General features: G+C 50.5%; 25 protein-coding genes. 18 read left to right on the forward strand and 7 right to left on the reverse strand.

Features of this window, described 5'->3' with window-relative positions; genetic code table 11:
• Positions 1–14 precede the first annotated feature (14 nt).
• Positions 15–713 carry an arsenical resistance protein ArsH gene (gene arsH / locus ABIE10_RS00630; RefSeq protein ID WP_016153469.1) on the reverse strand — a complete coding sequence of 233 codons (699 nt, stop codon included), beginning with the start codon at positions 711–713 and terminating at the stop codon, positions 15–17.
• An 86-nt stretch (positions 714–799) separates the two neighbouring features.
• Between arsH and ABIE10_RS00635 the strand changes: the two genes are divergently transcribed.
• From ABIE10_RS00635 to ABIE10_RS00650, 4 genes are all read left to right on the forward strand, one after another.
• A complete protein-coding gene (locus tag ABIE10_RS00635; RefSeq protein ID WP_429154342.1) occupies positions 800–1120 on the forward strand; it encodes a metalloregulator ArsR/SmtB family transcription factor in 321 nt (106 codons plus the stop codon).
• A 44-nt stretch (positions 1121–1164) separates the two neighbouring features.
• On the forward strand, positions 1165–2454 hold the full coding sequence (locus ABIE10_RS00640) for an arsenic transporter (protein ID WP_049269066.1): 1290 nt from the start codon (positions 1165–1167) through the stop codon (positions 2452–2454).
• A gap of 12 nt (positions 2455–2466) precedes the next feature.
• The gene (gene arsC / locus ABIE10_RS00645) at positions 2467–2892 is read left to right on the forward strand and encodes a glutaredoxin-dependent arsenate reductase (RefSeq protein WP_429154344.1); all 426 of its coding nucleotides are present in this window, start codon (positions 2467–2469) and stop codon (positions 2890–2892) included.
• A gap of 280 nt (positions 2893–3172) precedes the next feature.
• Complete coding sequence (locus ABIE10_RS00650; RefSeq protein WP_047502094.1) at positions 3173–3754, forward strand: YrbL family protein; 582 nt, start codon at positions 3173–3175, stop codon at positions 3752–3754.
• Between the two features lie 329 nt (positions 3755–4083).
• Here ABIE10_RS00650 and ABIE10_RS00655 read toward each other — a convergent pair whose 3' ends face one another.
• Entirely contained in the window at positions 4084–4425 is a 342-nt protein-coding gene (locus ABIE10_RS00655) for a hypothetical protein (protein ID WP_429154347.1), read from the reverse strand.
• Between the two features lie 396 nt (positions 4426–4821).
• On the opposite strand from ABIE10_RS00655, the gene ABIE10_RS00660 reads away from it, so the two are divergent.
• The 5 genes from ABIE10_RS00660 to ABIE10_RS00680 all read left to right on the forward strand — a co-directional run bounded on the left by ABIE10_RS00660 (position 4822) and on the right by ABIE10_RS00680 (position 8128).
• Positions 4822–5292 (forward strand): SRPBCC family protein, encoded by a 471-nt coding sequence (locus ABIE10_RS00660; protein WP_429154348.1) that lies wholly within the window; start codon positions 4822–4824, stop codon positions 5290–5292.
• A 206-nt stretch (positions 5293–5498) separates the two neighbouring features.
• Entirely contained in the window at positions 5499–6641 is a 1143-nt protein-coding gene (locus ABIE10_RS00665; RefSeq protein WP_429154350.1) for a transglutaminase domain-containing protein, read from the forward strand.
• Positions 6619–6975 carry a mercuric transporter MerT family protein gene (locus tag ABIE10_RS00670; RefSeq protein WP_047416569.1) on the forward strand — a complete coding sequence of 119 codons (357 nt, stop codon included), beginning with the start codon at positions 6619–6621 and terminating at the stop codon, positions 6973–6975. The genes ABIE10_RS00665 and ABIE10_RS00670 overlap by 23 nt, the downstream gene beginning before the upstream one ends.
• Positions 6972–7253, forward strand: a complete 282-nt coding sequence (locus tag ABIE10_RS00675; protein WP_016153460.1) for a heavy-metal-associated domain-containing protein — start codon at positions 6972–6974, stop codon at positions 7251–7253. The genes ABIE10_RS00670 and ABIE10_RS00675 overlap by 4 nt, the downstream gene beginning before the upstream one ends.
• Positions 7254–7462: 209 nt before the next feature.
• Positions 7463–8128, forward strand: coding sequence for a YecA family protein (locus tag ABIE10_RS00680; protein WP_019077057.1), 666 nt, complete (start codon positions 7463–7465; stop codon positions 8126–8128).
• A 28-nt stretch (positions 8129–8156) separates the two neighbouring features.
• On the opposite strand, the gene tyrP is transcribed toward ABIE10_RS00680, so the two are convergent.
• Positions 8157–9368 carry a tyrosine transporter TyrP gene (gene tyrP, locus ABIE10_RS00685; protein WP_429154354.1) on the reverse strand — a complete coding sequence of 404 codons (1212 nt, stop codon included), beginning with the start codon at positions 9366–9368 and terminating at the stop codon, positions 8157–8159.
• A gap of 225 nt (positions 9369–9593) precedes the next feature.
• Here tyrP and ABIE10_RS00690 point away from each other — a divergent pair, with 225 nt between their 5' ends.
• Positions 9594–9833 carry a YecH family metal-binding protein gene (locus tag ABIE10_RS00690; protein WP_016153457.1) on the forward strand — a complete coding sequence of 80 codons (240 nt, stop codon included), beginning with the start codon at positions 9594–9596 and terminating at the stop codon, positions 9831–9833.
• 45 nt (positions 9834–9878) lie between these two features.
• Here ABIE10_RS00690 and ftnA read toward each other — a convergent pair whose 3' ends face one another.
• Entirely contained in the window at positions 9879–10376 is a 498-nt protein-coding gene (ftnA, locus tag ABIE10_RS00695; RefSeq protein WP_016153456.1) for a non-heme ferritin, read from the reverse strand.
• Between the two features lie 194 nt (positions 10377–10570).
• Positions 10571–10906, reverse strand: coding sequence for a YecR family lipoprotein (gene yecR, locus ABIE10_RS00700; RefSeq protein WP_429154356.1), 336 nt, complete (start codon positions 10904–10906; stop codon positions 10571–10573).
• A gap of 268 nt (positions 10907–11174) precedes the next feature.
• Between yecR and ABIE10_RS00705 the strand changes: the two genes are divergently transcribed.
• Positions 11175–11813, forward strand: a complete 639-nt coding sequence (locus ABIE10_RS00705; RefSeq protein WP_016153454.1) for an RpiB/LacA/LacB family sugar-phosphate isomerase — start codon at positions 11175–11177, stop codon at positions 11811–11813.
• A 33-nt stretch (positions 11814–11846) separates the two neighbouring features.
• Here the strand turns inward: ABIE10_RS00705 and ABIE10_RS00710 are convergent, their stop codons facing one another.
• Positions 11847–13268 carry an MFS transporter gene (locus ABIE10_RS00710; protein WP_049283071.1) on the reverse strand — a complete coding sequence of 474 codons (1422 nt, stop codon included), beginning with the start codon at positions 13266–13268 and terminating at the stop codon, positions 11847–11849.
• Positions 13269–13396: 128 nt separating this feature from the next.
• Between ABIE10_RS00710 and ABIE10_RS00715 the strand changes: the two genes are divergently transcribed.
• A complete protein-coding gene (locus ABIE10_RS00715; protein ID WP_016153452.1) occupies positions 13397–13648 on the forward strand; it encodes a DUF2766 family protein in 252 nt (83 codons plus the stop codon).
• A 137-nt stretch (positions 13649–13785) separates the two neighbouring features.
• Here the strand turns inward: ABIE10_RS00715 and ABIE10_RS00720 are convergent, their stop codons facing one another.
• Entirely contained in the window at positions 13786–14289 is a 504-nt protein-coding gene (locus ABIE10_RS00720; protein WP_016153451.1) for a non-heme ferritin-like protein, read from the reverse strand.
• A gap of 553 nt (positions 14290–14842) precedes the next feature.
• Here ABIE10_RS00720 and ABIE10_RS00725 point away from each other — a divergent pair.
• The 6 genes from ABIE10_RS00725 to otsA all read left to right on the forward strand — a co-directional run bounded on the left by ABIE10_RS00725 (position 14843) and on the right by otsA (position 21711).
• Complete coding sequence (locus ABIE10_RS00725; RefSeq protein ID WP_259686235.1) at positions 14843–15400, forward strand: DJ-1/PfpI family protein; 558 nt, start codon at positions 14843–14845, stop codon at positions 15398–15400.
• A 315-nt stretch (positions 15401–15715) separates the two neighbouring features.
• Positions 15716–16705, forward strand: a complete 990-nt coding sequence (locus ABIE10_RS00730) for an arabinose ABC transporter substrate-binding protein (protein ID WP_003034602.1) — start codon at positions 15716–15718, stop codon at positions 16703–16705.
• A gap of 115 nt (positions 16706–16820) precedes the next feature.
• Positions 16821–18335 (forward strand): arabinose ABC transporter ATP-binding protein AraG, encoded by a 1515-nt coding sequence (gene araG / locus ABIE10_RS00735; RefSeq protein ID WP_016156817.1) that lies wholly within the window; start codon positions 16821–16823, stop codon positions 18333–18335.
• Positions 18336–18349: 14 nt separating this feature from the next.
• Positions 18350–19336, forward strand: a complete 987-nt coding sequence (araH, locus tag ABIE10_RS00740) for an L-arabinose ABC transporter permease AraH (protein ID WP_047502108.1) — start codon at positions 18350–18352, stop codon at positions 19334–19336.
• A 175-nt stretch (positions 19337–19511) separates the two neighbouring features.
• Positions 19512–20315, forward strand: a complete 804-nt coding sequence (gene otsB, locus ABIE10_RS00745; protein WP_049283069.1) for a trehalose-phosphatase — start codon at positions 19512–19514, stop codon at positions 20313–20315.
• Positions 20290–21711 (forward strand): alpha,alpha-trehalose-phosphate synthase, encoded by a 1422-nt coding sequence (otsA, locus tag ABIE10_RS00750; protein WP_046275658.1) that lies wholly within the window; start codon positions 20290–20292, stop codon positions 21709–21711. The genes otsB and otsA overlap by 26 nt, the downstream gene beginning before the upstream one ends.
• Positions 21712–21719: the final 8 nt, after the last annotated feature.

Consider the following 21719-nt stretch of genomic DNA (forward strand, 5'->3'; position numbering starts at 1 on the left):
AGTAAAAAAGGACGTTATATTTTCGCCTGATTGACGCGGGATGAAAGCTCCTGATGGCTCTCTTTTCGTTCGCTGTAGCGATCGGCAAGGTAATCGGTTTGCCCCTTGAGCAGCAGCGTGATTTTAAACAACTCCTCGGCGACATCGACGATACGATCATACCAGGACGAAGGTTTCATTCGCCCGTTCTCATCGAATTCTTGCCAGGCTTTGGCTACTGAGGACTGGTTAGGGATCGTGAACATCCTCATCCAGCGCCCAAGGATACGCATCTGGTTCACGGCGTTAAAAGATTGCGACCCGCCGCAGACCTGCATCACCGCCAGTGTTTTACCCTGTGAAGGGCGAACGGCCCCTTCGCTTAAGGGTATCCAGTCGATCTGTGCCTTCATCACCGCACTCATTGCCCCATGCCGCTCCGGGGAACTCCACACCATCCCATCACACCATCTGACCAGCTCGCGCAGCTCGGTGACTTTTGGGTGCGTATCTGGGGCATCATCCGGCAGGGGTAAACCTGAGGGGTTAAACAGTCTTACTTCCGCTCCCATCGCCGTCAGCAGGCGTCCTGCTTCTTCTGCGGCAAAACGACTGTAAGAACGCTCTCTTACCGAGCCATACAGGATCAGTATGCGTGGCGGCTCCTGGAGCTGCAGGCGTTCAGCAATCTGCTGATCGAAGCAATCAGCATTCAGTGCAGGAAAGTGTTCCATTTTTTACTCCTCCGGAATGTTCTGTGATTTCAAATTCAACACATATGATTTATCATATATGTATTCTAAAGGGAACGGAGTAAAAAATGCTACAGCCTGTTCAGCTTTTTAAAATCCTGTCGGATGAAACCCGTCTCGCGATTGTTATGCTTCTCCGGGAATCCGGCGAACTGTGCGTATGCGATATATGCGCGGCGACCTCTGAATCACAGCCTAAAATTTCTCGCCACATGGCTATTCTGCGTGAAGCAGAGCTGGTGCTTGACCGCCGGGAAGGCAAATGGATTCACTACCGTCTGTCTCCCCACATGCAAGCGTGGGCCGCTGAGACGATCACGACGTCCTGGCAGTGTCTGAGGAAAGATGTGGGTGAATGGCTGAAAAAATCAGCCTGCACATCCTGTTGAGAGAATTTTTCACATACACATAATCATATATAAAGGAATCTAAAATGCTTTTGGCAGGGAGTATTTTTATACTGACGCTGGTCCTGGTCATCTGGCAGCCCAGAGGTCTCAGCATTGGCTGGAGCGCAAGTATCGGAGCCTTACTGGCACTGGGGACGGGGGTCATCCACATTGATGATATTCCCGTAGTCTGGAATATCGTCTGGAACGCAACAGCGGCATTCATCGCGGTGATTATCATCAGCCTGCTGCTCGATGAGTCCGGTTTCTTTGAATGGGCCGCGCTGCATGTCTCCCGCTGGGGTAACGGGCGTGGTCGCCTGCTGTTTACCTGGATAATACTGCTTGGCGCTGCTGTCGCTGCGCTGTTTGCTAACGACGGTGCAGCACTGATACTGACGCCGATTGTGATTGCGATGTTGCTCGCCCTGGGGTTCAGCCAGGCGACGACGCTGGCCTTTGTCATGGCTGCAGGATTTATCGCAGATACTGCCAGCCTGCCGCTGATTGTCTCTAACCTGGTCAATATTGTCTCGGCGGATTTCTTCGGCCTGGGCTTTACACAGTATGCCTCCGTAATGGTCCCTGTGAACCTGGCGGCCATTGCTGCCACGCTGGTCATGCTCCATCTCTTCTTCCGCCGCGACATCCCGGCCAGATATGACGTTTCACTGCTCAAGATGCCCGCCAGTGCGATTAAAGATCCGGCGACGTTCAGTGCGGGCTGGATTGTTCTGCTGTTCCTGCTGGTCGGTTTCTTTGTTCTGGAGCCGCTGGGGATCCCTGTAAGCGCGATAGCAGCAGTTGGGGCTGCGGTGCTGTTCGTGGTAGCCAAGCGTGGCCACGCTATTAATACCGGGAAAGTGCTGCGCGGGGCGCCCTGGCAGATCGTGATTTTCTCGCTGGGTATGTATATGGTCGTCTACGGCCTGCGTAATGCAGGACTCACCGAGTATCTTTCTGCTGTACTCAATATGCTGGCAGACAAAGGTTTATGGGCTGCCACGTTCGGTACCGGCTTCCTGACTGCCTTCCTGTCGTCTGTGATGAACAATATGCCGACGGTGCTGATTGGTGCATTGTCCATTGACGGGAGTGCTGCGACCGGCGTCGTCAAAGAGGCGATGATTTATGCCAATGTGATTGGCTGCGATTTAGGGCCTAAAATCACCCCGATAGGCAGTCTGGCAACTCTGCTGTGGCTTCATGTGTTGGCACAGAAAAATATGACCATCACCTGGGGATATTACTTCCGCACCGGCATTATCATGACTCTGCCCGTGCTATTCGTCACTCTGGCCGCGCTGGCGTGGCGGCTCTCTGTCACTTTGTAATGAGATATTGATATGAGCAACATTACCATCTATCACAACCCGGCCTGTGGCACCTCACGTAACACGCTGGAGATGATCCGTAACAGCGGTAACGAACCAACTATTATTTATTATCTCGATACGCCCCCGACTCGTGATGAACTGACCAAACTGATTTCAGATATGGGCATTTCAGTACGCGCATTGCTGCGCAAGAACGTTGAACCTTATGAGCAACTGGGTCTTGATGAAGATAAGTTTTCTGATGAGCAGTTGATCGATTTTATGATTCAGCATCCGATCCTGATTAATCGACCGATTGTTGTGGCGCCGCTTGGCACGCGTCTTTGTCGTCCCTCAGAAATTGTGCTGGATATTTTACCTGAAGCTCAGAAAGGCTCTTTTACCAAAGAGGATGGCGAAAAGGTCATTGATGAAACAGGGAAACGGGTTAAGTAATCTTTCCGCTTAATATTATCGGGTGCCTGTTGACTTCATACCGGTGCCTGCTCTTTGCTGATAACCCTCGTTCACGACTGGAGAAGCGTATTTGCGGGGGATCAAAACAGGTTCATTAGCCTGCCCACTTGCCTGAAGAGACATTTGTCTCACTCGAATGCATTTCGTTTATCAATTATTGAAATAAATATATACATAATAGTTTTTGATTAGCAGAACTTACCGATGCAGGTCAGTTGAGGCAATTTCATTTCCCTTAGGGTAAGAGTCAAAAACTATCATGAAACAAGAGCTTGTATTGACAGATGAAGACTTACTTGCACGAGGTAACGATCGTTACGTCTTTCAGCATCCACAGGATAGTAACCTGCTGATCAAAATCGTTATTTCAGATATTGCGAACTATAAAAGCAAGTTACGGGAAGTCTTCCGGGACCTCAAAGAATGCAAGCCTGGTCATCAAACAGACTCTCTTTATATGCAAAAGATCGAAGGTCTTGTTGAAACAAATAAAGGTCTAGGGCAGATCACTGTGAAGGAGTGCGATGAGCATGGCAACATTGCTCAAACTCTTTATCAGCTTGCTCTGAAAAAAGAACTCGATGACAGCAAATTGCAGAAGCTGAATGCTTTTTTAGCATGGTTTGTCAGCACCAAAGTCATTATTAACTCCCTGCATTGTAAAAACATTGTTTATGCCTGGGATAGCGAGCGTCAGGATTATCGCTTCAAAGTCATTGACGGGTTTGGTGACAAAACGTTTTTTCAACTCAGTAAGCTTTCGCAATCAGTTCGCGATAAGAATAAAATCAAATGTCTCAAGCGGATGCTTAACGATTTGAACGGTCTGCAACAAGCTTAACCACGCAGATTAAAAATAATCGAATCACCAGTTTTCTGTTGCCGGACTTCCGATCCCGCATACCTGATTAACACAGGTGTTTACGCAGAAGTAAGTTACATATTAACTTCTTGAAAAATATCCTGAACTGCTCGGCGTTCGTGCTGTGTGGGCAAATCCCACACCGGTACCATGGGAAAGAATAGAACAATCAAAGCAATAAGCAGTGTCGCGAAACCACCTACGGGTGGTTTTTTTGTGCCGGCTTTTGACGAACCATAGGTATTTTGCGTCAAGTAAGCCTGCCAGAGCGTTAAGCCGCCCGCTACACGCCCCCATTGCCAATCAATCTATCGACGAATCGGTGCATTAAACATAAACCTTCCCCGAGCAGGATTGTTAATAAAGCCATCCCGGGCGGGATTATAGTTGTGGTCCTGAAAACCATTCATCATGATGGGATCGCCTATGCCATCCTGAATCGCCAAATGTCTGTGGATTCGGTTACGTGCCCTGAATGTGAAAGCGAAATCATCCGCCTCGCTAATGATGATGACGCCATTTCCTGCAAGAAGTGCCGCGCTTAACTCTTGCTCTCTTGCGGCCTGGTTTTGTAACGCGCTGGCTGCGGCAGACGATGACGCCAGCAGCAATACGAGGACGGCGCATGAAAATACCGGTGGCAGTTTCATGATTAATACCCATTAAAAGTATGGCTATTAAAGTATAGTCTTATGTCGTCATCTCATCTGAATAGAACATGAACAATTTAAGCCTGTTGCCTGTACAGAGTCTGAGGGGGCTGGAGAGGAGTGCCGCACAATTAAGAACTATAATAAAAACAGTCGGCAGTTGATGACTCCAGTTTGCAGATAGTACCGATACAGGGGGCGGTTATGCGCGTCTCATTTTCTCCGCGTGTTGCGTTCACCGCTACGACATCTGGCTGGATAATTATCACGGACTCCCTGCCAAAGTGATCAGCTATGCGCCAGATGGGCAGCGATTAGAAACTGTTCTTCTGGATGCTATGGTTATCAACACCCGTTTCCCCGTCAATTTTTTCACGCCTTGAGGGAGCCTGCACTATGGCTGACTATCAGTTTTCCACAGTCTGGCGGGTTGAGGCTTCAATTCAGGATGTATGGGATGTTTTTTCCCATCCGGATAGGTGGCCTGAATGGTGGGGAAGTCTGGAACGCATCGTTGAGATAAGGAAAGGGGATTTACGGGGTATTGGGGCGTTGCATCGTTATACCTGGAAAGGGGCGCTTCCTTACCGCTTAACCTTTGATATCAATGTGTTGAAAATACGGCCTTGCACACTGCTTGAAGGACAAGCCAGCGGTGCGGTGAAAGGGCGAGGGGTATGGTCTTTTACTGCCAATGGTACAGCGACTATTGTCAGATATGACTGGAATGTGCGTACCACGATCCGCTGGATGAATTATCTTGCCCCGCTGGCAGCACCTGTATTTCGCTGGAATCACAATACGGTCATGCGCGAGGGGGCAAGAGGGTTAGCCCGCAAACTGGCAACGACTGTGTATATAGTCTGAACGTATCTCCGCTGCTGTACTTTTTTGGCTGTAAATGGCTTAATAGCGACCTTGCAGTTTCTCACTTCATTCACAGTTAACAGGTCTGTTATTGATGAATAATCTCCATCGACTCGCCTTTTTATGCCAGCCTCTGTCTGCTGTGATGATCGCGTACGGTTTCCCCTTTAGCCGTAGCTCAACTCTTACAACCTGGACAGACAGCAATGCAACGTCGTCAGTTTCTCAAAAATAGCGTTCTCCTTTCCGCCGCCGGATTAGTCGGCCCTGCAGTCATTAGCCAGACGGTACGTGCCGCTGAGCCATCCGTTGCGCCAATAGCTCGTCGACGCTTTGTCTTATCCCAAACGTATAAACTCAATCCTCCTAAGGGATCGAGCGGCGTGGTGAAACTGTGGATCCCGCTACCGGTGGATACCGCGTTTCAACAAATGACAGCGCTTGCCTTTAGCGGAAACTATAAGCAGGCGTACGTCACCACCAATAATACCTACGGCGCGAAAACGCTGTTTGCCACCTGGGCTGACTCGCAGGGTGAATTGTTGGTTAACGTTGATATCGACATTGAAACCGCCGACTGGGAACCGCTGAAGCAGGACGCGCTGAAAAACTGGCTGGCACCTGAGCAGATTATTTATCCGCTGGATGTAAAACCGTATCTGTTGCCGACGGCACATACCCCAGTTGATGGACTGGTCCTGGAAACCGCGCGTAAAATCATCGGTAATGAGCAGGATCCGCTGAAAAAAGCGCGCCTGATTTACGAATGGGTCAGCAGCCATATGGAGCGTGACAATGACGTTATTGGCTGCGGCACGGGGGATGTGGCGGAGATATTAAAAAGCGGTAAGCTCAAAGGAAAATGCACCGACATGAGCTCCGTTTTTGTTGCTCTGGCGCGAGCCAGCGGTATTCCGGCGCGCGAACTGTTTGGCATTCGTCTGGGCAAGGCCAATAAGCTCGAACGTTACTCGAAAAGTGCTTTTGGCACAGCCGACAGTGCAGGCGTTGCCAATGTGAGCGGCGGTCAACACTGCCGTGCTGAGTTCTATCTGGCAGGTTACGGTTGGTTACCGTGCGATCCTGCTGACGTGACCAAAATGCGTCTGGCAGAGAAAAAAACGCATCAGGATGCCGATGTCCAGGCGGTTAACGCTTACCTGTTTGGTAACTGGGAAATGAACTGGGTTGGATTCAACTACGGGCGTGATTTCGAGTTGTATCCGGCAACGGAGCAGGGGGCCATGAATAACTTTGGTTATCCTTACGCTGAAGTCGATGGCGACCCGATCAATTTTTATGATCCTAAAGCGTTCTCCTACAGCTATGTCGCCACAGAACAACGCTAAAGGTGCGGGGATTACCCTGTTGACGGCTGCTGCGGCCGCCGTCACCGCTGGCTTATGCTGTGTTGGACCGCTACTTTACCTGCTGTTTGGTATTTCGGCGGCGAGCTTCGCCGTTTTCACCCGGTTTGAGTTTTTGCGAACTCCTCTGGTACTGCTGTCCCTGGGATTATTACTGCGTGTCTTCTGGCGGCTCTATTTTTCCAAACGGTTGTGGTGCTCCGGGTGGTTAACTCTGAAGCAAGCGCGCGTTCTCTACTGGTGCGCGCTGGCATTGATTTTGCCGGTGCTATTTTACCCAACGCTTGTTGCCTGGTTTTATGAGGTATTTGAATGAAGATCTTCGCGTTAGTTGCATGCTTGCTGTTGCCGCTGTGGGCTCAGGCGGCCAATCAAAAAGTGGTGCTGGATATACAAAATATGACCTGCTCGTTATGCGTTATTTCGGTCAATCAGGCGCTACGTGAAACCGACGGCGTGATTAAAGCAAAATCCTCTCTCAAAACCCGGCAGGCAGAAGCCATCGTGCCAGAAGGTTTCCCAACCGATACTCTACTTAACGCAGTAGCGAAAACGGGCTATACCGCAACGCTCAACCGTATTGAACAACAGTAAACCACCTGCGGGTGGTTTTATTGTGTTTTCCCGGTATGATGCCCGGCGGCTTAGTGTTCTCTTTTGTGCGTTAACTACCGGAATTCCCCTCTTTTCCTGTTAACCTGAACAGGCGGCTGCTGTAAGCCGCATATGCCCATTTATATCTGTTATCCCTCCAGCCATGTAGGATGATCACAGGCAAGATTTTTTGACTAAGGAAAAGCGTTATGAAAACGGGACCATTAAACGAGAGCGAACTGGAATGGCTGGATGATGTACTGACTAAGTACAATACAGATAAGGCTATTCTGGATGTGTCAGAACTGGATGGTTTACTGACGGCGGTACTGAGTTCACCGTATGAAATTGAACCGGAGCAGTGGCTGGTCGCTATTTGGGGCGGCGCGCAGTATGTTCCTCGCTGGTCCTCCGAAAAAGAAATGACGCGTTTCATGAACCTGGCGTTTCAACATATGGCGGATACGGCCGATCGCCTGGATGAATATCCTGAGCAGTTTGAGCCGCTGTTTGGTTTGCGTGAAATTGACGAGCATGAACTGACCATCGTTGAAGAGTGGTGTTTTGGTTATATGCGCGGCGTCGCGCTGTCGGACTGGTCCGCGTTACCAGACTCGTTAAAACCGGCGCTCGAGGCTATTGCGCTGCACGGTACGGAAGAAAACTTTGCGGTCGTTGAGAAAATGACGCCAGAAGCGTTCGAAGAGAGCGTGGATGCCATCCGCCTGGCGGCGCTGGATCTGCATGCTTACTGGATGGCGCATCCTCAGGAAACGCCGGTTAAAGTACCGGTCAAAGTGGATGCCAAGGTAGGGCGCAATGACCCTTGTCCGTGCGGTAGCGGTAAAAAATATAAGCAGTGCTGTTTGCATTAAGAAAAAGGGGCGTTAAGCCCCTTTTGTTTTAACCCACTTCCGGTAGTAATCCTGCTGCAATAGAAAACTGTACGGCTATCACCACAATGCCGCACAAAAATACCAGCGCCAGCGCCGGAGCACCCCCTGCCACGCGATATTTAGCCTGTGGATTCTGTTTTCTGCTCTGCCATGCCAGCATCGAGGGAATGAGCAGCGCCAGCACCGCCAGGGCAACGCCCGCATACCCCAGGGCCATGACGAAACCACGCGGATAGAACAGCGCGAATGCCAGCGGCGGCAGGAAGGTTACCACGCCGGTTTGCATTCTTCCTGCTACGGTATTGCGGCGCTGGAAGAGGTCGGCCAGGTAGTCAAATAATCCCAATGCGACGCCGAGGAAAGAGGTTGCCAGCGCAAGGTCGGCAAACAGATGCACCGCCAGTTCGACGTGCGGCGAAGCCACGACTTCACGTAATGCTTGTAATAAACCGTTTAAACCAGCGTGGTTGGCTAACAGCCCCATGAACGTTGAGGAGTTAATACTGCCAAGCGTGGCCAGTTGCCAGAAAATATAGGCGACTAGCGGAATGGCGCTACCGGTGATAAACACCCAACGCAGTTTACGGATGTTACCGTTCATATAGCTGACGATACTGGGGACGCTGCCGTGAAAACCGAACGAAGTGAAGATAACCGGGATAGCAGACAGTGCCAGCCCCTGCTGAAGCGGCAACGTAAGCAGGTTTACTTTATGGATATGCGGCATTAACAGGGCCAGCATCACCACCAGGAAGATTATCTTGGCACTGAACAACAGCCGGTTGAACAGATCGACCAAAGATGTGCCAACGCAAACCACACCACCGGCAACAAAGGTGAACAGCACTACGCCTGTTGTTGGGGAGAGCGTTGTCCCGGTCCAGTCGCTGATGCTGGAAGCCAGCAACTCACCAGCGCCACTGATATACGCCGCCGTCAGCGCGTACATTAAAAACATCATGCTAAAGCCCGTTACCCATTGTCCGTAACGACCAAGATAACGTTTTGCCAGCGTACCCAACCCGGTGTCTGCCGGTACGTGTTGATACACTTCAAGCAGCAACAGCGCGGTGTAGCACATTAGCGCCCAAAGACTCACTAACAATACCAGCGTGACGCTAAACCCCACGCCTGCCGCGGCCAGCGGCATTGCCAACATACCGGCACCAATCGTGGTTCCCGCCACGATAAAAATACTACCCAGGGTTCTGTTTTTCACGCTTTCCTCTGTCCCAGAGATAATCAACGGTTATATCTGCGGCGCAGGTTAAGGCAAAACGCTATTTTCGTCAAATCACCGTTACAATAAATGTACATTAATCTTTACGATGTTTGGCGCGTTAAGATGTATCACAAATGATATTTATCTGCGGGTAAACCTGCGTTAGCGCAAAGCAAGGCCGTGCCGTTCACATTAGGCTACGGACTTTATTGAGGAGGTAGTATGGAATCTATTCACGGTCACGAAGTGCTCAACATGATGATTGAATCTGGCGAGCAGTATTCAAATGCCAGCCTTGAAGCGGCGATTACGGCACGGTTTGGCGAGCAGGCTCGTTTTCACACCTGTTCTGCGGCGGATATGTCGGCAGCTGAGCTGGTGGCGTTTTTAGCGGCGAAGGGAAAATTTATTGCAAAAGAAGACGGCTTCTCTACGCACGAAAGCAAGATCTGCCGTCACTGATTTTAGCGGGTAATGATGGCGGGTTGCCTTCATTACCCCACAACATTAATTCTGTGTATCAAGCGTAGCCAGTTCTTTATCGATGAAATAAAGACCTTCGCCACTTTTCCCAGCCAGCGATAACTTATCAATGACAGATTTAAATAATTTCTCTTCTTCATGCTGCTCGGCAACATACCATTGCAGGAAATTAAACGTCGGATAATCCTGGTGGGTCATTGCCGCGTGTGCCAGCTCATTAATTTTCTGGGTAATCAACTGCTCGTGTTCGTAAGTAACACGGAACAGTTCGTCCAGAGACGCATATTCAGCAAAGGGGGAAGGGACGGTGTTAATACACGGCAAGCTGCCGGTATCGGTCAGGTAGTCAAACAGACGCTGCATATGCGTCATCTCTTCCTGGGCGTGACGGCGCAAAAACGCGGCGGCGCCTTCAAAGCTGTGATAGCTGCACCACGCGCTCATCTGTTGGTAGAGCAGAGATGAATATAATTCAAGGTTCATTTGCTCATTCAGTTGGTCGATCATTTCTGTTTTCAGCATGGCTGTGCTCCACAAACGTTATTATATATTAGCGTGGCGTCACTATAATTTGTTATTTAATTATTTGCAAAAGGTAAAATAATAAATTTATTTATTAAAAATGCGAATGGGAATAAAACGCATTAACGCTATTAAGCGGGGAATATAAATAATGAAAAGGCAGAAGACCAGCAATAATGTGCTGGTCGAAAATATTAATAATTGAAGGCAGGCGACTGGGATACCGCAACGCCGTGACACTGCCAGGCGAGCGTGATTTTGGTATTTAAGCACAGAGAACCGGCATATACGCTACAGGTTGATACCGGCTGACCAAACGCCATTGCGTTGGCATAACCCAGGCGCTGACACTCTTTGGTGGCTGTGCCTTGGGTCACGTAATCATCGGTACGCGCCGTTTGTAGCATGGCCTGGCTGTAGGTCAGGCGAACGACGCCGGTGATGGCACTGGCTTCGCTGACCTGCGCCTGTTTAGTAATAGTGCATCCTGTCAGCACGAGCGGCAAAAGGGCAAGGATAAAGGTCTTCATGTGATCGCTCTGAAAGTTCGGAGATAGGCTATCATGGCATATGTGGTGGCGCATCAATGGCTTGAATAGCCTGAAGATCACCTGCGATTAATCGCAACGACGTCATTTTATTGAGGCCATTCTGAGCTGTCTCAGAAAAAATGTGAGCACCTCATTATTTTATAAAACAAAATTTCATTAAATTTGAAAGTGAGTTTGCAAAATAGTAATGTGGCCTGAATGTTATGACTTTCAGCGGGCCTCCGCAGCGTATTCAGGAGATTACAGAATGAAAATTGCATTGATGATGGAAAACAGCCAGGCAAGCAAAAATGCCATCATTCATAACGAGCTTAAAGCCGTTGCGGATGAGAAAGGTTTTCCAGTGTATAACGTCGGGATGAGCGACGAAAATGACCACCATCTGACCTACATCCATTTAGGGATTATGGCCAGCATCCTGCTCAATTCCAAAGCCGTGGATTTTGTGGTTACGGGTTGCGGTACGGGTCAGGGGGCAATGATGTCACTGAATATTCATCCGGGCGTGGTGTGTGGTTACTGTCTCGATCCGGCAGACGCATTCTTGTTCTCTCAGATCAACAACGGGAATGCGCTTTCTCTGGCATTCGCCAAAGGTTTTGGCTGGGGTGCTGAGCTGAATGTGCGCTATATGTTTGAAAAAGCATTCACTGGTCGTAACGGCGAAGGGTATCCACCAGAGCGTAAAGAGCCGCAGGTGCGTAACGCGGGTATTCTGAACCAGGTGAAAGCGGCGGTAGTAAAAGAAAACTATCTGGACACTCTGCGCGCTATCGATCCTGAACTGGTAAAAACCGCCGTATCTGGTCCGCGCTTCCAGCAGTGCTTCTTTGAAAACTGCCAGGACAAAGCGATCGAAGCGTTTGTACGCGAGATAGTTGGCTAAATCCTGTTGGCCCGGCGGTATTCGCCTGCCGGGCTATTTGTTCTTGTTAGATACCGCGCTTCCAGCATCATGGGCAAGCCGCAGCGTATCAACCATACCTACCAGACAAATAATCGCAATAGCGACAAAGGCCAGCCGGAAACTGATCCCCGGAATATTGCCTAACGCCAGCCATTCACTCACCTCATCACCGATACGGATCCCGATAGCGGCCAACGAAATGCCCAAGCCTACCGCTAATTGTGTTGCCGTACTGAACAGCGTATTGGCGTAGCTCATTTGTGGTCCGGGGACGTCCGCAAAGGCAAGCGTGCTGATGCCGGTAAACTGAATTGAGCGGAACACGCCGCCCAGATACAACACCAACAAAATAACCCACACCGGGGTCTGCGGCGTAATTAATGCACAGGCCAACAGCGCCAGGACGTTTAGCGCACCGTTGATTAACAGCAGTTTCTTAAAGCCCAGCCAGCGTATCAACGGCGTGGTGGCAGGTTTTATCGTCAGATTGCCCACAAACACCGCCAGAACCAGCGAACCCGCGTGAAAAGCGTTCATGCCAAAACCGACCTGGAACATTAACGGCAGCAGAAATGGTACAGCGCTAATAGAGGCACGAAATAGTGACCCGCCGTACAGGGTGACGCGAAAAGTAGGGACGCTCATGGCATCAAGACGAATCATCGGCCAGGTAGTGTGACGAAAATGATGCAGGGCAAACAGAAAGGTCACGGTTCCTAGCGCCAGCAGCCCGGCGGTTAGCCAGCCCTGCGGCTGCTGGGTTCCCAGTAACTCCATGGCATACACCAGGCTAACCATCGCAACTGAGGTCGCGATAAAACCCGCTATATCAAATGGACGGCGCTCGTCGTCATGAATATCCGGGATAAAACGTAGCGCCAGCGCGATCGCCAAAACTCCCAGCGGTACGTTAATAAAGAAGATCCAACGCCAGTTAGCATAGCTGGTAATGAATCCTCCAAGCGGTGGTCCGATGATAGGCGCGACTAACGCGGGCCAGGTCAGGGTCGCTATGGCGGTGATCAACTGATGTTTAGGCGTGGTGCGCAGTACCGCGAGACGGCCAACAGGAACCATTAGCGCGCCACCCACACCCTGTAAAATTCGCATTGCTACAAAGCTCTCAAGGCTTTCGGACAAACCGCATAAAACCGAAGCGAGAGTAAAAATCGCCAGCGCCAGGGTAAACACTTTTCGGGCACCGAAGCGATCCGCAATCCAGCCGCTGGCGGGGATAAGCACCGCGAGGGTGATCAAGTAGGCGCTGATACCAATGTTCAGGTCTACCGCCTGTACGCCAAAGCTTTTGGCCATGTCGGGTAGGGCTGTGGCAATCACCGTGCCGTCAATAAATTCCATAAAGAAAGCCCCGGCAACAAGTAATGCTGCCGGGGAAAGACCGCGTTGGTTCTCAACCGCTAACTGTTCACTCATGTTGTGCTTGCCATCTCAAAAGAAACTGACTGGACCTTTTTTATTTTCAGCGCATTTGTAATGTGTGCGCGGCTATCGTTTCGATCGCTGAATAGGTACTATGACGACCTTTCTATAAGGAGCTCACTATGTCCCAAACATTGAATGCCGATCAGGAACTGCTCTCGGACGTTGTTGCCTGTCAGCTGGTTATCAAGCAAATTCTGGATGTTCTTGATGTTATTGCCCCGGTAGAAGTTCGGGAAAAAATGTCCAGCCAACTGAAAAACATCGATTTTTCCAGCCATCCTGCAGGGGCCGATCCGGTCACTATGCGCGCAATACAAAAAGCGGTTGCCTTGATCGAGTTGAAATTCACACCGCAGAACGAATCCCACTAAAATAAACCGTTGTTTCAGGTTTTAGAAAGGTTTTTTGCGCCTCGCAGAATGGGAGGCGCGTGCCAGGGAAAATCAGAGGTTGACCGGATAAGGTGCGCTGCATCGCTATCCGGCATTAACGCGATGAAAACTGAAGATTAGTGATGCTGGTAGTTAACGACGTTGAGCAAGTGCTTATCGGTTTGCGCCATGCACAACCCCGCGCGTTTGGCGCTGCGGACTTCATCAAGAATCGTCTGTAACAGCACGCCATCCTGCTGCTGCTCTTTTTCCAGGTCGTGAAGAAAATCAATGGTTGGCGCATCGTTTAATGCTTCAGCTTCATTGGTTAAACGCGAGAGTTTACTCGAACGCTGTTGATATTCATCCAACGTTTTCTGAAACAATTCTTCAAGGGAACTCAGTTCATCACCCGGCACATCCATGGCCTTGACGATGGGATTAGCCCCGGCACTTTTCATAAAATTGAACATACGCATCATTTGAGTCACGTTACCTTGCGCCTGCGTGCGTAGAAACGTGGCTGTACCTGTCAGGCTATGCTCGTAGCACCATTCGCTGAGATGCAGGTAAAGATTCGAGGCGTAGAACTCGAGATTCATTTGTGTATTGAGTTTATGAACAATTCCAACTGCAGCCATATCAATATCCTTATTTCCAGAAAGGGGGATGTACGTTACTCACGCCAGTACAGCGGGCTGCCGCTGCACTTCACCTCTACGTACAATTAAAACTGTTAGCAGAATAAATCCGTTCCGCCGGTCCTTTAGTGATCACGAATTATATTCGCTCCGATCGAGATTCAGCATAACGCTTGCCCTGGTATAAGAAAATCCTTAAATCTGCGTATTTATGTTTTTTTACATATTGTCATAACAGTATTCATGCTTCTGCTGTTTTGGCATATAGATGACATGAATGTAAGGGGTTGAAATTTATGTCATTAAATGTTTTTCATGATAATGAAATGGTGTTTCATATCACAAAATTAAATTCCACAATAAGGTATTGTCTGGCATCTGATGATTATCTGCCCAAGTTGAAAGGCAATTTCACGATCGGGATGGATTAGTACAAATTATCTGATGGCTAATTTTTTGCGCCAGATCAGTTTTAATCAAATTGAGAAATTTAACAGTCTGCACTGGTCATCATTAATTGTTTCGTTTATGTGGATTAAGCAAGGAGTTACATATGAAGAAGGTTGCGGTGCTGCTGGCACCCGGTTTTGAAGAGGCGGAGGCGATTGTTACCCTTGATATTCTGCGTCGCCTGAATATCGAAGTCGAAACCCTGGCCTGCGCAGAGTCACGTGCGGTGGTGAGTTATCATGACGTACCGATGGTGATGGATAGCACGCTGGCCGCGCGCCAGACATATCTCTACGATGCCGTCGTATTGCCAGGCGGGCCGCAGGGCAGCGTTAATCTTGCCGCCAGTGAGGCGGTCATCCAGTTTGTATCCCGTCATGATCAGGCAGGAATGCTCATTTGCCCGGTATGTTCTGCGGCCGCGCGCGTGTTGGGCGGCAACGGTCTGCTGAAGGGGCGTCGCTATGTTTGCTCAGGAGATCTGTGGCAAAACGTCACGGACGGGGAATATATCGATGCGCCGGTTGTTGAAGATGGCAATCTGATTAGCGGCAAAGGATTAGGGCATATTTTCGATTTTGCGTTGACGCTTGCGGCGCGCCTGCTGGGAGATGACATTCCGGTTCGCGATCACGCTGACCACATTTATTACCGATGGTAATCATGTTCCCGAATGCTTCGGTATTCGGGAACAAGGATTCGTTGGCTGATGTTATGGATTAATTTGCTATCCCTCTTTTTTCCCGTCGACAAAACCGCGTTTTTTTATGTCATTTCCCGCTGAATTTATGTACGCAATTACTGTAATTCTGTGGTGTGATGCCGCTCTCTTATGGAGAATCAATTTCCCGCTAAAACTACTCTCAGCACTGGCATTGATCTTATCACTAAAAGGTAATGCCTTGTTTTACGTCCGAATTACAAAAAATCGTCTGATTTTACCCTACATAAAAGAACGTTAAAGCTGGAGTTAACCATGCACAAATTCACTAAAGCGCTGGCTGCCATCGGTCTGGCTGCCATTATGTCACAATCCGCTATCGCTGAATCCATGAAGCTCGGTTTCCTGGTCAAACAACCGGAAGAACCGTGGTTCCAGACTGAATGGAAATTTGCCGATAAAGCCGGTAAAGACCTTGGCTTTGAGGTGATTAAAATTGCCGTCCCGGATGGTGAGAAGACCCTTAACGCCATCGACAGCCTGGCTGCAAGTGGCGCAAAAGGGTTTGTGATTTGTACGCCGGACCCCAAACTCGGGCCTGCCATTATGGCCAAGGCGCGTGGCTACGATATGAAAGTCATTGCCGTCGACGACCAGTTTGCTAACGCCAAAGGTAAGCCGATGGATACCGTGCCGCTGGTGATGATGGCTGCAACCAAAATTGGTGAGCGCCAGGGCCAGGAGCTGTATAAGGAGATGCAAAAGCGCGGTTGGGATGTGAAATCCACAGCCGTAATGGCCATTACCGCGAATGAACTCGATACCGCGCGTCGCCGTACATCGGGTTCAATGGAAGCGCTTAAAGCCGCAGGCTTCCCGGAAAAACAGATCTACCAGGTCCCCACTAAATCGAATGATATCCCTGGGGCATTCGATGCCGCTAACTCCATGCTGGTTCAGCACCCTGAAGTCAAACACTGGCTGATTGTCGGCATGAACGACAACACCGTGCTGGGCGGCGTACGTGCGACCGAAGGGCAGGGCTTCAAAGCGCCGAATGTGATTGGTATCGGCATCAACGGCGTTGATGCCGTGAGCGAACTCTCCAAAGGCGAAGCGACCGGGTTCTACGGTTCACTCCTGCCAAGCCCGGACGTTCACGGCTACAAATCAAGTGAGATGCTCTACAACTGGGTAACGAAAGGTGCAGAGCCACCGGCGTTTACTGAAGTGACGGATGTGGTGCTGATTACCCGCGATAACTTTAAAGAAGAACTGGCGAAGAAAGGCTTAGGCGGTAAATAACACAAATGCCGGATGCGACGCCAACGCGTCTTATCCGGCCTACGAATTGCGTACTCAGTAGGCCGGATAAGGCAAAGCCGCTATCCGGCATAAAGATCTGACTCACGGAGACGTTATGCAACAGTCTACCCCGTATCTCTCATTTCGCGGCATTGGCAAAACGTTCCCCGGCGTTAAAGCGCTCACGGATATCAGTTTCGACTGCTATGCCGGTCAGGTGCATGCGCTGATGGGCGAAAATGGTGCCGGGAAATCAACACTATTAAAAATTCTCAGCGGCAACTATGCGCCAACGACGGGATCTTTGGCGATCCGCGGACAAGAGGTTTCGTTTGCGGACACCAATGCCGCGCTGAACGCCGGTGTTGCCATTATTTACCAGGAGCTGCATCTCGTCCCGGAAATGACCGTTGCCGAGAATATTTATTTAGGGCAGATGCCGCACAAAGGCGGAATTGTGAACCGCTCGCTGCTGAACTATGAAGCGGGGCTTCAGCTTAAGCATCTGGGCATGGATATCGATCCCGATACGCCGTTGAAATACCTCTCCATTGGTCAATGGCAGATGGTGGAGATTGCGAAAGCGCTGGCGCGCAACGCCAAAATTATCGCGTTTGATGAACCGACCAGCTCCCTTTCAGCGCGCGAGATTGAGAATCTGTTTCGCGTCATCCGTGAGCTACGCAACGAAGGGCGCATCATCCTGTACGTTTCGCACCGTATGGAGGAGATCTTTGCCCTTAGCGATGCCATCACCGTGTTTAAAGATGGTCATTACGTCAAAACGTTCACGGATATGCAGCAGGTCGATCACGACGCGCTGGTGCAGGCGATGGTCGGGCGCGACCTCGGTGATATTTATGGCTGGAAATCCAGACCTTATGGTGCAGAGCGCCTGCGTTTGCATGACGTCAAAGCCCCTGGTGTGCGTACCCCGATCAGTTTATCGGTGCGCAGTGGTGAAATTGTTGGATTGTTTGGACTGGTGGGCGCCGGACGTAGCGAATTAATGAAAGGTCTGTTTGGCGGCACGCGTATCACGGCAGGCCAGGTGTTTATCGATGAACAGCCTATTGATATCCGTAAACCGAGCCACGCCATTGAAGCGGGGATGATGCTGTGCCCGGAAGATCGCAAGGCTGAAGGGATCATTCCGGTCCATTCGGTGCGTAACAACATCAACATCAGTGCCCGTCGTAAACATGTTCTGGGCGGATGCGTGATCAACAACGGCTGGGAAGAGACCAATGCCGATCACCATATTCGCTCACTCAATATTAAAACGCCGGGCGCGGAGCAACTGATTATGAACCTCTCCGGCGGTAATCAACAGAAGGCTATTCTCGGCCGTTGGTTATCGGAAGAGATGAAAGTGATTTTGCTGGACGAACCTACACGCGGTATTGATGTGGGCGCCAAGCATGAAATTTATAACGTGATTTATGCCCTCGCGGCGCGCGGCGTGGCCGTGCTGTTTGCTTCCAGCGATCTGCCAGAAGTGCTCGGTGTCGCCGACCGTATCGTGGTGATGAGAGAAGGCGAAATTGCCGGTGAGTTACTTCATGAACAGGCGGATGAGCGCCAGGCGTTAAGCCTTGCTATGCCAAAAGTTAGCCAGGCTGTAGCCTGAATAAGGAGAGAATGATGTCTTCCGTTTCAACATCGGGTTCAGGTGCTGCAAAGTCGGCGCTAAATCTTGGTCGCATTTGGGATCAATACGGGATGCTGGTCGTGTTCGCCGCGCTGTTCCTGGTTTGTTCCCTCTTTGTGCCTAACTTTGCCTCTTTCATCAACATGAAGGGGCTGGGGCTGGCGGTATCGATGTCGGGTATGGTCGCGTGTGGGATGCTGTTTTGCCTGGCATCCGGTGACTTCGACCTGTCCGTTGCCTCCGTGATTGCCTGCGCCGGGGTCACTACAGCCGTGGTCATTAATATGACCGAAAGCCTGTGGATTGGCGTGGCTGCCGGGCTACTGCTCGGTATTCTATGTGGTCTGGTGAATGGATTCGTGATTGCGCGGCTGAAAATTAACGCCCTGATCACGACCCTTGCGACGATGCAGATTGTGCGTGGTCTGGCCTACATTATTTCCGACGGTAAGGCGGTAGGGATTGAAGACGAGCGCTTCTTCACTCTCGGCTACGCCAACTGGTTTGGTCTGCCGGCACCTATCTGGATCACGGTCGTCTGTTTCATCGTTTTTGGCTTACTGCTCAATAAAACCACGTTTGGTCGTAACACGCTGGCCATTGGGGGGAATGAAGAGGCGGCACGTCTGGCTGGGGTTCCGGTCGTTCGTACCAAAATTATTATCTTTATTCTGTCCGGGCTGGTATCCGCCATCGCCGGGATTATCCTCGCATCACGTATGACCAGCGGCCAGCCAATGACCTCAATCGGCTATGAGCTGATCGTGATTTCCGCGTGCGTGTTAGGGGGCGTTTCGCTTAAAGGCGGCATCGGAAAAATCTCATATGTGGTAGCCGGGGTGTTGATTCTGGGAACGGTTGAGAATGCAATGAACCTGCTGAACATCTCTCCGTTCGCACAGTATGTCGTACGTGGTCTGATCCTGCTGGCGGCGGTGATCTTCGACCGTTACAAGCAAAAAGCGAAGCGTACTGTTTGATGATTTAAACCCCAACTTTTTAGTCTAGCTTTAGCTCATCGCCAGCCGCTACCCGGCTGGCGATTGTTTTTCCAAATGGCGAGCATGGTCACACTGTCTATACTTATATCCGTCATACATCATATATACGGCGCGATCCGCGCGGCGTACAGACCATGATGAGGAGGATAACCGGGTGACAGCATCACTGATCTTACCCCCTGAACAATCTGCAAGCTGTGCTTATTTTTTTGATCTCGATGGGACACTGGCTGAGATCAAACCTTATCCAGACCAGGTCGTTGTCCCTCAGACAATCCTGCAGTTATTACATCAGTTGGCGACGCACAATGCGGGTGCGCTGGCATTGATTTCAGGGCGCTCGATGGTTGAGCTTGACGCGCTTACCACTCCCTTTCGTTTTCCGCTCGCCGGAGTGCATGGGGCAGAGCGCCGTGACATCAATGGTCAAACTCATATAGTGCGCCTGGCTGCGGCAATAGAGCGCGAAGCAGGAGAGCTATTAAGTACCGCCTTGGCGACGATGCCGGGTACAACGCTTGAAGCAAAAGGGATGGCGTTCGCACTGCACTATCGCCAGGCCCCGGAACATGAAGCGGCGCTAATTAATCTGGCTGAGCGCATCACGCACAGATGGCCGCAGTTGGCTTTACAGCACGGAAAATGCGTTGTGGAGATAAAACCAAAGGGTACGAACAAAGGTGACGCAATTGCCGCATTTATGCAGGAAGCACCTTTTGCCGGACGGATCCCCGTTTTTTTTGGTGACGATCTGACGGACGAAACAGGATTTGGCGTGGTTAATCGCGCAGGGGGCATTTCCGTGAAGGTGGGGAATGGAACGACGCAGGCGACATGGCGTCTGGATGGCGTGAGTGATGTCTGGCACTGGCTGGAACAAATTAACTCTTCGCAGCAAGAATCGAAAGCAACGAATAACAGAAGAGGTGGCTATGAGTCGTTTAGTCGTAGTATCTAATCGTATCGCCTCACCCGATGACAAAGGAAGCGCAGGTGGGCTTGCCGTCGGTGTGCTGGGCGCGTTGAAGGCTGCTGGTGGCCTGTGGTTTGGCTGGAGTGGGGACACGGGTAATGAGGACAAACCATTAAAAAAAGTCACGCGTGGCAACATTACCTGGGCTTCGTTTAATTTGAGTGAACAGGATTACGAAGAGTATTACTGCCAGTTTTCTAATGCGGTTTTATGGCCTGCATTTCATTATCGTCTTGATTTGGTACAGTTTCAGCGTCCTGCATGGGAGGGCTATCAGCGGGTGAATGCCTTGCTGGTAGATAAACTGCTGCCGCTGCTCAACGATGACGACATAATCTGGGTTCATGATTACCATCTGTTGCCGTTTGCCAGCGAACTGCGTAAACGCGGCGTGAATAACCGTATCGGTTTTTTCCTGCACATCCCTTTTCCGACGCCGGAAATCTTTAATGCCTTACCCCCACATCAGATGCTACTTGAGCAGATGTGTGATTTTGATTTACTCGGTTTCCAGACCGAGAACGATCGTCAGGCTTTTCTGGATTGTCTGGCAGCCCAGACTCAGGTAACCACTCAGAGCGAGCAGCACCACCGTGCATGGGGAAAAGCGTTTCGTACCCAGGTCTATCCCATCGGTATTGAGCCGGATGAGATCGCCCGCCAGGCTTCCGGACCTTTGCCGCCGAAGCTGGCGCAACTGAAAGCAGAACTCAAAAATGTGCAGAATATCTTCTCCGTTGAGCGTCTGGATTATTCTAAGGGTTTGCCGGAGCGCTTTCAGGCCTATGAGGCTCTGCTGGAACACTATCCGCAGCACCATGGTAAAATTCGCTACACCCAGATAGCGCCAACTTCGCGTGAAGAGGTGCAGGCCTACCAGGATATTCGGCACCAACTGGAGACTGAAGCGGGGAGGATTAACGGTAAATATGGGCAGTTGGGCTGGACGCCGCTCTATTATTTAAACCAGTACTTTGATCGTAAATTGCTGATGAAAATCTTCCGCTACTCTGATGTAGGGCTGGTGACGCCGCTGCGAGATGGTATGAACCTGGTTGCGAAAGAATTCGTGGCCGCGCAGGATCCTGCCAACCCCGGCGTGCTGGTGTTATCGCAATTTGCCGGGGCCGCGAATGAGCTAACTGCCGCGCTTATTGTTAATCCTTATGACCGCGACGAAGTGGCTGGCGCATTAAACCAGGCTCTGACGATGCCGCTTGCTGAGCGTATCTCCCGCCACGCTGAGATGCTCGAAACTATCATTAAAAACGATATCGACAACTGGCAGGCGAGGTTCATTTGCGATCTGGAAAAAGTTATCCAACGGCAGAGTAAACAGCCATTGCCAGACAACGTTTCTCCCTGCACTAAACTGGCGTAACGCTCAGA

Source organism: Citrobacter sp. 506 (genome assembly GCF_050434985.1).
Taxonomy (GTDB): Bacteria; Pseudomonadota; Gammaproteobacteria; order Enterobacterales; family Enterobacteriaceae; genus Citrobacter; species Citrobacter braakii.

What these genes read in the sequence shown, in the direction of transcription:
- arsH (WP_016153469.1), bottom strand. Translation starts at nt 713, where the DNA reads ATGGAACACTTTCCTGCACTGAATGCTGATTGCTTCGATCAGCAGATT.
- ABIE10_RS00730 (WP_003034602.1), top strand. Translation starts at nt 15,716, where the DNA reads ATGCACAAATTCACTAAAGCGCTGGCTGCCATCGGTCTGGCTGCCATT.
- arsC (WP_429154344.1), top strand. Translation starts at nt 2,467, where the DNA reads ATGAGCAACATTACCATCTATCACAACCCGGCCTGTGGCACCTCACGT.
- ABIE10_RS00650 (WP_047502094.1), top strand. Translation starts at nt 3,173, where the DNA reads ATGAAACAAGAGCTTGTATTGACAGATGAAGACTTACTTGCACGAGGT.
- ABIE10_RS00635 (WP_429154342.1), top strand. Translation starts at nt 800, where the DNA reads ATGCTACAGCCTGTTCAGCTTTTTAAAATCCTGTCGGATGAAACCCGT.
- ABIE10_RS00710 (WP_049283071.1), bottom strand. Translation starts at nt 13,268, where the DNA reads ATGAGTGAACAGTTAGCGGTTGAGAACCAACGCGGTCTTTCCCCGGCA.
- ABIE10_RS00640 (WP_049269066.1), top strand. Translation starts at nt 1,165, where the DNA reads ATGCTTTTGGCAGGGAGTATTTTTATACTGACGCTGGTCCTGGTCATC.
- ftnA (WP_016153456.1), bottom strand. Translation starts at nt 10,376, where the DNA reads ATGCTGAAAACAGAAATGATCGACCAACTGAATGAGCAAATGAACCTT.
- ABIE10_RS00690 (WP_016153457.1), top strand. Translation starts at nt 9,594, where the DNA reads ATGGAATCTATTCACGGTCACGAAGTGCTCAACATGATGATTGAATCT.
- ABIE10_RS00725 (WP_259686235.1), top strand. Translation starts at nt 14,843, where the DNA reads ATGAAGAAGGTTGCGGTGCTGCTGGCACCCGGTTTTGAAGAGGCGGAG.
- ABIE10_RS00660 (WP_429154348.1), top strand. Translation starts at nt 4,822, where the DNA reads ATGGCTGACTATCAGTTTTCCACAGTCTGGCGGGTTGAGGCTTCAATT.
- yecR (WP_429154356.1), bottom strand. Translation starts at nt 10,906, where the DNA reads ATGAAGACCTTTATCCTTGCCCTTTTGCCGCTCGTGCTGACAGGATGC.
- araH (WP_047502108.1), top strand. Translation starts at nt 18,350, where the DNA reads ATGTCTTCCGTTTCAACATCGGGTTCAGGTGCTGCAAAGTCGGCGCTA.
- ABIE10_RS00665 (WP_429154350.1), top strand. Translation starts at nt 5,499, where the DNA reads ATGCAACGTCGTCAGTTTCTCAAAAATAGCGTTCTCCTTTCCGCCGCC.
- araG (WP_016156817.1), top strand. Translation starts at nt 16,821, where the DNA reads ATGCAACAGTCTACCCCGTATCTCTCATTTCGCGGCATTGGCAAAACG.
- ABIE10_RS00715 (WP_016153452.1), top strand. Translation starts at nt 13,397, where the DNA reads ATGTCCCAAACATTGAATGCCGATCAGGAACTGCTCTCGGACGTTGTT.
- ABIE10_RS00670 (WP_047416569.1), top strand. Translation starts at nt 6,619, where the DNA reads ATGTCGCCACAGAACAACGCTAAAGGTGCGGGGATTACCCTGTTGACG.
- ABIE10_RS00675 (WP_016153460.1), top strand. Translation starts at nt 6,972, where the DNA reads ATGAAGATCTTCGCGTTAGTTGCATGCTTGCTGTTGCCGCTGTGGGCT.
- otsA (WP_046275658.1), top strand. Translation starts at nt 20,290, where the DNA reads ATGAGTCGTTTAGTCGTAGTATCTAATCGTATCGCCTCACCCGATGAC.
- ABIE10_RS00720 (WP_016153451.1), bottom strand. Translation starts at nt 14,289, where the DNA reads ATGGCTGCAGTTGGAATTGTTCATAAACTCAATACACAAATGAATCTC.
- ABIE10_RS00705 (WP_016153454.1), top strand. Translation starts at nt 11,175, where the DNA reads ATGAAAATTGCATTGATGATGGAAAACAGCCAGGCAAGCAAAAATGCC.
- ABIE10_RS00680 (WP_019077057.1), top strand. Translation starts at nt 7,463, where the DNA reads ATGAAAACGGGACCATTAAACGAGAGCGAACTGGAATGGCTGGATGAT.
- ABIE10_RS00655 (WP_429154347.1), bottom strand. Translation starts at nt 4,425, where the DNA reads ATGAAACTGCCACCGGTATTTTCATGCGCCGTCCTCGTATTGCTGCTG.